Raw genomic sequence first — 11,230 nt, 5'->3', positions numbered from 1 at the left:
CCCCCTCTTCACGTGGGCAGCTGTCGGTAACGAAGCTCCAACCCACGGGAAACCCGAACTAATAACAACCCGCGAATAGAGAACCGGGACGAACACTCGCCCCACCGCTTTGCCGTGCGTGCAACCAGCGGTGTAACAAAGTGTTTCTGTCCGCTCTGCTTTTGCCTACACAAAAAACAGCGAGGAATACTCCATGCTCGAAGTCATCAACGACTTCCTCTCAGGGAAAGTGCTGATCGTGCTCATTGTCGGGCTCGGCAGCTACTTCACGATCCGCTCGCGTTTCGTTCAACTGCGCCACTTCTTCCATATGTTCGCGGTGTTCCGCGACAGCCTGAAAAGCACCGGCGGCCAGCTCAGCTCGTTCCAGGCGCTGATGCTCAGCCTCGCCGGCCGAGTGGGCGCAGGCAACATCGCGGGCGTCGGCATCGCCGTGACCCTGGGTGGCCCGGGCGCCGTGTTCTGGATGTGGGTGACCGCACTGGTGGGCATGTCCAGCAGCTTCTTCGAATGCACCCTGGCCCAGGTCTACAAGCGCGCCGACGGCGACGGCCTGTACCGCGGCGGCCCGGCCTACTACATGCAGCACGGCTTGAAGCTCAAAGGCATGGCGGTGGTGTTCTCCGTCCTGCTGCTGGTCACCTACGGCTTCGCCTTCATCGGCCTGCAGTCCTACACCGTGACGCACTCGCTGCAAGACGCCTTTGCCTTCGACCCAAGCCACACCGGTATCGTCCTGGCGGCGCTGCTGGCCATCACCTTCATCGGCGGCATCAAGCGCATCGCCGCGGTCTCCGACCTGCTGGTCCCGGTCAAGACCCTGGCCTACATCGCCGTGACCCTGTACGTGATCGGCACCCAGATCGAACAAGTACCGGCCATGCTGGAGACCATCATCAAGAGCGCCTTCGGCCTCGACCCAGCCTTCGCCGGCCTGCTCGGCAGCGCCATCGTCATGGGCGTGAAGCGTGGCGTGTTCGCCAACGAAGCGGGCCTGGGCAGTGCGCCGAACGTCGCCGCCGTGGCCGCCGTGAAGCACCCGGGCGCCCAGGGCGTGGTCCAGGCCTTCAGCGTGTTCCTCGACACCTTCGTGATCTGCACCTGCACCGCGCTGCTGATCCTGCTGTCTGGCTTCTACACCCCGGGCTTCGAAGGCGACGGCATCGTCCTGACCCAGAACTCGCTGGCCGCCGTGGTCGGTGACTGGGGTCGCCTGTTCGTCAGCGTCGCGCTGTCGCTGTTCGTCTTCACCTGCATCCTCTACAACTACTACCTGGGCGAGAACAGCCTGCAGTTCCTCACCCGCAACCGCACCGTGCTGATGCTGTTCCGCGGCCTGGTGCTGGCGCTGGTGGTGTGGGGTTCGATGCAGAACCTTTCGACCGTGTTCGCCTTCGCCGACATCACCATGACCTGCCTGGCCTTCGTCAACCTGGTGGCCATGGCCATGTTGTTCAAGGTCGGCCTGCGCGTGATGCGCGACTACGACGAGCAGCGCCGCGCCGGCGTCGACCAGCCTGTGTTCGACTCGCGCAAATTCGCCGATCTGGACCTGGACCTGAAGGCCTGGCCCGCCGAACCTTCGGCCGCCGCCCAGGCCGAGCCGCAAGGCGTGCCCGCAGCGCAACGCTGACGGGTGAACGACGGGCGCATCCTCTGCACCCGTCGGTTACAGTTCGATAAATGTGCGAGCGGGCTTGCCCGCTCCCACAGGAACTCACCGTTTCGGAGAATCCCATGAACCCTTCGACCTATCCTGCCGCCCAGCACGTCATGGTGCTCTATACCGGTGGCACCATCGGCATGCAGGCCAGCGCCGACGGCCTGGCACCGGCCTCCGGCTTCGAAGCCAGGATGCGCGACTACCTCGACACCCGCCCCGACCTGCCTGTACCGGCCTGGCGCTTTCGCGAAATGGCCCCCCTGATCGACAGCGCCAACATGAGCCCCGACTACTGGCAGCGCCTGCGCGAAGCGGTGGTCGAGGCCGTCGAGGACCAAGGCTGCGACAGCGTGCTGATCCTGCATGGCACCGACACCCTGGCCTACAGCGCCGCCGCCATGAGCTTCCAGCTGCTGGGCCTGCCGGCACGGGTGCTGTTCACCGGCTCCATGCTGCCGGCCGGCGTACCCGACAGCGATGCCTGGGAGAACCTCAGCGGTGCCCTGCTGGCCCTCGGCCGTGGCCTGGCACCTGGTGTGCACCTGTACTTCCACGGCGAGCTGCTGGCGCCCACCCGTTGCGCGAAGATCCGCAGCTTCGGCCGGCACCCGTTCGCCGCCCTACGCCGCAACAGCGGCGGCACCAAAGCCGAAGCAATTGCGCCGGCGCTGGATTACCGTCAGGCCAGGCAACTGGCCAGGGTCGGCGTGCTGCCGCTGTTCCCCGGCATCAGCGCCGAACTGCTGGACGGCGTGCTCGCCAGCGGGATCCAGGCCCTGGTCCTGGAATGCTTCGGCAGCGGCACCGGCCCCAGCGACAACCCGGCGTTCCTGGCCAGCCTCAAGCGCGCGCAGGAGCAAGGTATCGTCGTAGTGGCGGTGACCCAGTGCCATGAAGGCGGGGTCGAGCTGGATATTTATGAGGCCGGCAGCCGGCTGCGCGGCGTGGGCGTGCTGTCCGGTGGCGGCATGACCCGGGAAGCGGCCTTCGGCAAGCTCAACGCCCTGCTCGGCGCCGGCCTGGCCATCGCCGAAGTGCGGCGCCTGGTCGAACTGGACCTGTGTGGCGAGCTGAGCTGAAGCCCAGGCTCGGGAGCCGGTAGCTACTGCGGTAGCTGCCGGCTCGACGACGAACAAAGGGTGGAAGTCGGGTTACTTCTTGACCGAATAATCCTGGCCCCAGACCCGCACCGAACTCGGACTCTCGATCGGTCCTTCGAACACGAACTTCTGCCGCACGGCCGCCTTGGCCGGGATGGTGACTTCATCCGGGTTGTCGAGGCTGACAGTCAGGTTGTTGGCATAACCGTCCTGGTCGATCGCCAGCAGGGCACCGGTCTGCTTGAGGTTGATCAGCCGCAACTGGCTATCGCTGCTGTTCTTGAAACCCAGGGTGACGTTGAAGCTGTCGCCAACGGCTTCGGTCTTCAATACCTGGACGTCGACGCGGCCCTTCATTTGCTCGCGGGAGGAAATGATCGAGGCGCCGTCGACGCCTTGCGCCGATTGGCGGCCATCGAGCACGCCTTCGCTGACGCCACCCAAGAGGTTCTTGCCTGCCGAAATGGCTGACGAGACGGCTGACTTGGCAGAGTCCTTGATGGTGCTTTCGCTGCTTGGCTCAGCCTCGGCCAGGCATAGCGAACTCAGGAGCAAGCCGGACACCAGAAGCAGGGAACGCGCAGGAGTGAGGGTCATACATAATCCTTTATCGAGGTTGCTGCACCGCCACCTCAGGCGGTGAATGGCAGGCAGGTTGCACCAATCAAAGCGCCAAGTCACTAACCACACAACGCCCGCAATACCGCATGCCGCTGGCTGGCAAACCGCAGGTCCTGTCGCGGGCGGCATGCAACTTGCTCCGGTCAAGGGTCTTTCCCAGGTCGGAATCTGCGCATGCTGCATTCGCACCTCACCACCCTCAATGCGGTTTCCCTGATCCTCAACACCTTCAAGGACCAGGGTCAGGACGGCGACGCGCTGTTGGCCGGCAGCGGTATAAACCCCGCCGACCTGAGCCGCGCCGATCCCCGCATCACCACCAACCAGGAAATGCTGGTGTGTGCCAATGCCGTGGCCTTGCAGCAGGACATCGGCCTGGAACTGGGCCGGCGCATGCATGTGTCCTCCTATGGAATGCTCGGCTATGCCCTGCTCACCAGTGCCACCTTAGGTGACGCTTTGCGCCTGGCGCTGCGCTATCCGGCGCTGATGGGAACACTTTTCGAGCTGACCCTGGAAACCGATGGCCCGCGCATCTGGCTGACGGCCGCCGACTATCGCGAGTGCCCGGCCCTGGCCGCGTTCAACACCGAGTTCTGCCTGGTCTCGATGAAAGTCATCTGCGACGACCTGCTCGGGCACCCACTGCCGCTGTTGGGCGCACGCTTCGACTACCCGGCCCCGGATTACCAGCAGCGCTACCGCGAACCCTTCGACTGCCCGCTGCAGTTCGACGCCAGCAGCAACGCCTTCGCTTTCGACCAGCGCTGGCTCGACCAGCCGCTGCCCCTGGCGGACGTGATCACCCACCAGGCCATGGCCGAACGCTGCCGCAAGCAAAACACCGAGTTCACCGGACGCCAGGCCTGGCTCGGGCGCATCCGCCAGTTGCTGGCGGCGCAGATGGACGCCGCACCCGGCCTGGACGGGCTGGCGGAACAGATGAACTGCTCGGCCCGGACCCTGCGACGGCATCTCAAGGACCTGGGCTGCAGTTACCAGGAGCTGCTGGACGAATTGCGCTTCGAGCGAGCCAAGCAACTGCTCTGCGAAGACCAGATGCCGATCTACCGGATCGCCGAAGCCCTGGGCTTCAGCGAAACCGCCAGTTTTCGCCATGCCTTCATCCGCTGGAGCGGCGTGGCGCCGAGCCAGTTCCGGCCCTGAGACAAACCCCGGCACAAAGCCGCGGATTGCATTACATTGCCGACCTTTCTACCGGCAAGGGACTGCAACGTTGAACTTATCCACACGCGCCATCGCCCGACATGCCGGCATCCGCGGGGTTTGCCTGGCGCTGGCGCTGCTGGCCGGCGCACCTGCCGCCCAGGCCTTCGACCTATGGAAGATCCGCTGGTGGGAAATGCAGCGCGACATCCTCCTGGACGATCCGGAAACCGCCACGCTGCAACTCGAACCGTTCCCCTTGCCCGGGCTGGCCCAGACACCGGCACGGGTGATCCTCAGCCAATACCACGGGCTGTTCTATCTCAACGGCTATGGGGATGCGCAGTACCGGCAGCGGGTCTACAAATCGCCGCCTCTGCCACTGTTCAGCACCCAGGAACTGCAGGCCTGTGTACCAGAGCAACGCCCGGTTGAAGCCACGGACAACTGGCCGAAGAGCCACCAGCTGGAATCAGCCCTGAGTCTGAGCAAACTGAGTTTCGACTGCCAGAGCCCGGAATGGCAGCTCAGCAATCGCTACCTGTTGGTGGACAACCGCGATCCGCTGCGGCCGTTGCTGGCCATTGGTCAGCGCCAGGGCGAGACGCAGATCGATTTCACCCCGCTGCAACCGATCGGCCCCGAGCTGCAGCAGCAATGGCTCCAGGCCCTGCAGAAATACCCAAAGTTGCTGGAGCCCTTTGACCCCAGCACCGGCCAGCTGAGCGTCAAGCCCTATGCCCCAGGGCCCAGCGCGGACCAGGCCTGGACCGAATTTCGCCAGCTGCACGCACAATTGCGCGCTGCCAAGGACAAGGCCCCGGGCATCGCCCGGGTCGAAGACTTCTTCACCCGCCATGACTTTCGCGCTATCGCCCCCGAGCGCAGTGCCTACCCCGGCCTGCTCAACGACATCGCCTATTGGGCCACCGAGGCTGGCCAGTTGCAGAGCGCCCGGCCCTGGCTGGCGTACGTACTGAGCCGCGACCCCAACCGCATGCCCACCTACCTCAATCTGGCGGATCTGGACTGGCGCCTGTACGAAAAGGACCCGACAAACTCCGTGCACCTGGGCCGGGCCATGGAGAACTATCGGCTGTACTGCGGGCTACGCCTGCAACGCCAGCTCGGGGTGCCCGCCAGGGTTAGCCAACGCCTGGGCCTGGAGGTTGCCAGCGAGCAGGCCTGCCAGAGCTCCTGGCCGCTGGTGACGGCAGTGGACCAGGGTAGCGAAGCCGAAGTCCGCCGCCTGCTGCAAAGCGGCCTGCGCAGCGACGTCATCGCCGCCGATGGGCGCCCGGCGCTGTTGCACGCGCTGGACAAGCCAAACCTGGACATCGCCCGGCTGCTGCTGGCCCACGGCGCCCGCCCCAATGGCCAATACAACGGCAGCACCCAGGTCATTCTGGCCATGCGCCGCGACCTCAAGGAGAACCCGGACCTAAGCAAGGCCACACGTCTCAATTTCCTGCTGCAGGCAGGCGCCGCCATCGATGAGCAGGATGCCCGGGGCGGCACCGCTCTCCAGGAAATGGCCAAGAACCGCGACGACATCGAGCGCTTCAACTGGTTGCTGCAACATCCGCAGGACCTCGACAGACGCAGCGGACCGGACGCCGAGACGGCACTGTTCCTGGCGCTCAGGGGCGGCAACTACGCCGCAGCCAGGCAACTGATAGCAGCCGGCGCCAAGCTCAACCTGAGCTATGGCCGCTATGTTTGCGACAAACAGCCCACCCGCGAAAGCCTGCTGATGATCGTCGCCGAACAGGGCTCGCCCGAGGTCATCAATCCCTGGGTCAGCCAGCAAGAGAGCCTGGACATGTTCACCCTGCTGCTGGAAAAAGGCGCCGACCCCAACGTCGGCCGCTACTGCATGAACAACGGCTACACCTGGCTGCTGGAGATCATCGCCCGGAGAAAGCGCGACGACATGCTCAAGGTGCTGCAAGGCTTTCCAGTGCCCGCGGCCACCGCGTTTCGTCTTTGAGGCGTGGGTCCGCTACCCCCCTGAAACAAAGCCCGGCATAACAGCGCCGATTGCATTACATTGCCGGCCTTTCATACCGGCAAGGGACGGCAACGTTGAATCTATCCACAGGCAGCACCGCCAGGCATATCGACCTTCGTCGAATCGGCCTGGCGCTTCTGATGCTCGCAGCAGCACCCGCCGTCCAGGCTTTCGACCTGGCGAAGTTCAAGTGGTGGGAGATGTCCAGCCACTTCGCCCTCGACGAGCCGGAAACCGCCACCCTGCAGATCAAGCCCTTCCCGCTGCCGGGCCTGGCCAAGCTGCCGGCGCGGATCGTGCTGAGCCAGTATCGCGGGATGTTCTATCTCAATGCCTACCAGGACCTGGAGTACCAGCAGCGGGTCTACAAGTCGCCGCCCATAGCGCTGTTCAGCCCGGAAGACCTGCGTAACTGCGTGTCGCCGGACAATGACATCCAGGTCACGGACAACTGGCCGCCCAGCAATACCCTGGATACCGGCATCACCCTGACGCCGCTGGACTTCGACTGCTCGGTGCCGCCGCAGTGGAAACTCAGCCAGCGCTACCTGCTGATCGACCAGCGCGATCCCCAGCGCACGCTGCTGGCCATCAGTCATCGCCAGGACATGACGCAGATGGACTTCACGCCGCTGCAGCCCATCAGCGAAGAAACCGGACAGCAATGGTTGCAGGCCCTGCAGAAGTTTCCACAGTGGTTCCGGCCCTTCGACAGCGGCAGCGGCCCGATCACCCTCAATGCCTATGCCCCCCCGCCTGACGCGGACGCTGTATGGAAGCAGTTCCGCCAGCTCCACGCGCAACTGCGCAAGGCCAAGGACAAGGCGCCGGGCATCCGCCAGGTGGAGGACTTTTTCGCCGTTCATGACTATCGCAGCATCGCCATCGACCACAGCGAGTACCCCGGCCTGCTCAACGACATCGCCTACTGGGCCAGCGAGGCCGGCCAGCTGAAGGTCGCCCGCGGATGGCTGGTGGAAGTGCTGCGCCGGGACATGTGGCGCATGCCGACCTACCTCAACCTGGCCGACCTGGACTGGGCCCTGTTCGAACAGCGGCCCCTGGACAACATTCCCCAGGGCCGGGCCATCGAAGGTTATCGGTTGTATTGCGGCATGCGCCTGCAACGCCAGATGAGCATCCCGCCGCGGGTGCTCCAGCGCCTGGGCCTGCAGTCGGCCAACCCAGAGGCGTGCCAGGGATTCTGGCCCCTGGTGGCCGCCGCGGACGCCGGTGACGAAGCCGAGGTAAAGCGCCTGCTGGCCAGTGGCGTCAGCGGCGAAGTCATGGCCGAGGACGGCCGCAGCGCCCTGCTGCATGCCCTGGATGCCCCCCACCTGGAGATCGCCCGGCTGTTGCTGGCCAACGGCGCCCATACCAGCGGCCAGTATCGCTGGAGCACCCTGGCCCTGCTGGCCATGCAACGTGACCTCAAGGATGGCCCCGACCTCGAGCAGGGCGGGCGCTTGAAGTTCCTGCTGCAGGCCGGGGTCGCCATCGACGAGCAGGACTACCGGGGCCGGACTCCGCTGATGCAACTGGCGGAGCAGGAGCGCAACCTCAAGGGCTTCACCTGGGTGCTGCAACACCCGCAGAACCTTGACCTGCTCAATGTGCCAGACAAGGAAACCGCTCTATACCGTGCGTTCTGGGGCAACAACTATCCGGCCATGAAGCTGTTGATCAACGCGGGAGCCAACCTCAACCTGAGCTATGGCGGGGGCACCTGCTACAACCAGCCCATGGGGCAGAGCCTGCTGAACTATCTGGCCGACGCAGTCTCGGCCGACGACAAGGCGCGCATCGCCAGCCAGCAAGGCACCCTGGAAGTCTTCACTCTGCTGCTGGAAAAAGGCGCCGACCCGAATGTCGGCCAGCGCTGCGAGAAAAAGGGCTACGCCCTGCTGCTGGAGGCCATCGCCCGGAAAAAACGCGAGGACATGCGCCAGGTCCTGCAACGCTTCGTGCCGGCAGCACCGGCAGGCTGAAGCCACTGGCGCCCCGCAATGGGGCGCCATGCCCCTTCCAGGGGCGAATTTCGGTCACGCAATCTGGCCATATCGATCCTCTTTTGGCCGTTCCCGCCGTTCTCCAAAACCCCGCGTCCCGCAAGACTGTGATCCACCGAATCAGCCTGCGGAGAACAAGAAAATGCTGACGATCTACTCGGACGATCACCACCTGCACCACGGCCGTTGCGAACTGATAGACGGGCAACTGATGCCTTGCTTCGAAATGCCCTCCCGGGCCGACCACGTGCTGGACCGAGTGAAGTACCGCAACCTGGGGCCGGTGGAGGCGCCCAGGGACTTCGGCCTGGAGCCAGTCCAGCGGGTCCATGGCCGCGCCTACCTGGAGTTCTTCCAGGGTGCCTGGGAGCGCTGGGCCGCCAAGGGCATCGACGGCGACCTCCTGCCCTACACCTGGCCGGCGCGCACCCTGCGCAGCGTGATCCCCACCAGCCTGCACGGCCAACTCGGCTACTACAGCTTCGACGGCGGCGCACCGATCACCGCCGGCACCTGGCAGGCGGCCTATAGCGCAGCCCAGGTGGCCCTCACCGCCCAGGCGGTGATCCAGCGCGGCGCCCGCAGTGCCTTCGCCCTGTGCCGGCCGCCGGGACATCACGCCGCCAGTGACCTGATGGGCGGCTACTGCTACCTGAACAACGCCGCCATCGCCGCCCAGGCCTTCCTTGATCAGGGCCATAAAAAAGCCGCGATCCTCGACGTCGACTACCACCACGGCAACGGCACGCAGTCGATCTTCTATGAGCGCAGCGACGTGCTCTTCACCTCGATCCATGGCCACCCGGAAGCCGAGTTCCCGTTCTTCCTGGGTTATGCCGACGAATGCGGCGAAGGCGCCGGCGAAGGCTACAACTTCAACTACCCGCTGGCCGCCGGCAGTGGCTGGGACGTGTGGAGCGCGGCCCTGGAGCAGGCCTGCAACCAGATCCAGCGCTATGACGCCGACGTCATCGTGGTGTCCCTAGGCGTGGACACCTTCAAGGACGACCCGATCTCGCAATTCAAACTCGACAGCCCGGATTACCTGGCCATGGGCAAGCGCATCGCCGCCCTCGGCAAGCCGACGCTGTTCGTCATGGAAGGCGGTTACGCGGTGGAAGAAATCGGCATCAACGCCGTCAACGTTCTCGAAGGTTTTCAAAGCGCCCAGTGAGGAACCCGCATCATGAACAGATTCCAACGCCTCATGGTCCCTGCCCTGTGCGCAACCCTGCTGGGCACCGCCGCCCACGCCGAAGAGCGCACGCTGCGGGTGTACAACTGGTTCGACTACATCACCCCCAAGGCCCTGGAAGACTTCAAGGCCCAGAACAGCCAGGTGAAGCTGGTCTACGACATCTTCGACACCAACGAAGCCCTGGAAGCCAAGCTGCTCACCGGCAACTCCGGGTATGACGTGGTAGTGCCGTCCAACGTGTTCCTGGCCAAGCAGATCGAGGCCGGGGTGTTCCAGCCCCTAGACCGTAGCAAGCTGCCCAACTGGAACCACCTGGACCCCAAGCTGATGAAGCTGATCGAGGCCAACGACCCGGGCAACCGGTTCGCCGTGCCCTACATGTACGGCACCATCCTGATCGGCTTCAACCCGGCCAAGGTCAAGGCCGCCCTGGGGGACCAGGCACCGGTGGACAGCTGGGACCTGATCTTCAAGGAAGAGAACCTCAGCAAGCTCAAGCAGTGCGGCGTGGCCCTGCTGGATTCGCCATCGGAAATCCTGCCCCTGGCCCTGCAGCACCTGGGCCTGGACCCCAACAGCGAGAAGCCGGCGGACTACGCCAAGGCTGAAGCGCTGCTAATGAAGATCCGCCCGTACATCACCTATTTCCACTCGTCCAAGTACATGGCCGACATCGCCAACGGCGACATTTGCGTAGCGGTGGGGTATTCGGGAAGTTTTTCCCAGGCCGCCAACCGGGCCAAGGAAGCCAAGAACGGCGTGACCGTGGACATGCGCCTGCCCAAGGAGGGCGCGCCGATCTGGTTCGATATGCTGGCGATGCCCAAGGGCGCGAAGAATCAGGAAGACGCCTACACCTTCATCAACTACCTGCTGCAACCCCAGGTGATTGCCCCAGTCAGCGACTTTGTCGGGTACCCGAACCCGAACAAGGACGCCACCGAGCTGGTGGACCCTTCGATCCGCAACAACCCCAACCTGTATCCGACAGAAGCGGCCATGAGCACCCTGTATACGCTGCAGCCGCTGCCCCGTGACGCAGAACGGGCGCGAACCCGAGCCTGGACCAAGATCAAGTCGGGCACCTGATCATTACCCCTGGGGCTTGCTCGCGCTGGATTGCGCAGCAAGCCCAGGGCCAGCTACCCGGTTCTGCCTGATACTCCGCGAGAACCGATTCACGACTGCTACGCAGCCGTACGGGAGCAAGCTCCCTCGCCACAACAGCATTCCGCGCCCCCACCTGTGGCGAGCGAGCTTGCTCGCGCTGGATTGCGCAACAAGCCCAAGGCCGGCTACCCGGTTCTGCCTGATACTCCGCGAGAACCGATTCACGACTGCTGCGCAGCCGTACGGGAGCAAGCTCCCTCGCCACAACAGCATTCCGCGCCACCACCTGTGGCGAGCGAGCTTGCTCGCGCTGGCTTGCGCAGCAAGCCCAAGGCCAGCTACCCGGTTCTG

General features: G+C 64.6%; 8 protein-coding genes. 7 read left to right on the top strand and 1 reads right to left on the bottom strand.

Annotated elements, in window-relative coordinates:
• The first annotated feature begins 193 nt into the window (after positions 1 to 193).
• Positions 194 to 1,633: an alanine/glycine:cation symporter family protein gene (locus LGQ10_RS19635; protein WP_058436012.1), complete on the top strand. Its 1,440-nt coding sequence runs from the start codon at positions 194 to 196 to the stop codon at positions 1,631 to 1,633.
• Positions 1,634 to 1,737: 104 nt separating this feature from the next.
• The gene (locus tag LGQ10_RS19630) at positions 1,738 to 2,742 is read left to right on the top strand and encodes an asparaginase (protein WP_058436013.1); all 1,005 of its coding nucleotides are present in this window, start codon (positions 1,738 to 1,740) and stop codon (positions 2,740 to 2,742) included.
• A gap of 72 nt (positions 2,743 to 2,814) precedes the next feature.
• Here the strand turns inward: LGQ10_RS19630 and LGQ10_RS19625 are convergent, their stop codons facing one another.
• Positions 2,815 to 3,360, bottom strand: coding sequence for a hypothetical protein (locus LGQ10_RS19625; protein ID WP_226522943.1), 546 nt, complete (start codon positions 3,358 to 3,360; stop codon positions 2,815 to 2,817).
• 198 nt (positions 3,361 to 3,558) lie between these two features.
• Here LGQ10_RS19625 and LGQ10_RS19620 point away from each other — a divergent pair, with 198 nt between their 5' ends.
• The 5 genes from LGQ10_RS19620 to LGQ10_RS19600 all read left to right on the top strand — a co-directional run bounded on the left by LGQ10_RS19620 (position 3,559) and on the right by LGQ10_RS19600 (position 10,858).
• A complete protein-coding gene (locus LGQ10_RS19620) occupies positions 3,559 to 4,551 on the top strand; it encodes an AraC family transcriptional regulator (protein ID WP_226522942.1) in 993 nt (330 codons plus the stop codon).
• A 70-nt stretch (positions 4,552 to 4,621) separates the two neighbouring features.
• Complete coding sequence (locus LGQ10_RS19615; protein WP_413247562.1) at positions 4,622 to 6,541, top strand: ankyrin repeat domain-containing protein; 1,920 nt, start codon at positions 4,622 to 4,624, stop codon at positions 6,539 to 6,541.
• A gap of 95 nt (positions 6,542 to 6,636) precedes the next feature.
• Positions 6,637 to 8,550: an ankyrin repeat domain-containing protein gene (locus LGQ10_RS19610; protein ID WP_413247561.1), complete on the top strand. Its 1,914-nt coding sequence runs from the start codon at positions 6,637 to 6,639 to the stop codon at positions 8,548 to 8,550.
• A gap of 163 nt (positions 8,551 to 8,713) precedes the next feature.
• Complete coding sequence (locus tag LGQ10_RS19605; RefSeq protein WP_226522941.1) at positions 8,714 to 9,745, top strand: histone deacetylase family protein; 1,032 nt, start codon at positions 8,714 to 8,716, stop codon at positions 9,743 to 9,745.
• A 12-nt stretch (positions 9,746 to 9,757) separates the two neighbouring features.
• Entirely contained in the window at positions 9,758 to 10,858 is a 1,101-nt protein-coding gene (locus LGQ10_RS19600; protein WP_226522940.1) for a polyamine ABC transporter substrate-binding protein, read from the top strand.
• Positions 10,859 to 11,230 lie beyond the last annotated feature (372 nt).

The organism is Pseudomonas sp. L5B5 (genome assembly GCF_020520285.1).
Taxonomy (GTDB): Bacteria; Pseudomonadota; Gammaproteobacteria; order Pseudomonadales; family Pseudomonadaceae; genus Aquipseudomonas.
The sequence above is the reverse complement of the archived record's forward strand: the minus strand, read 5'-3'. Positions and strand labels throughout refer to the sequence as shown.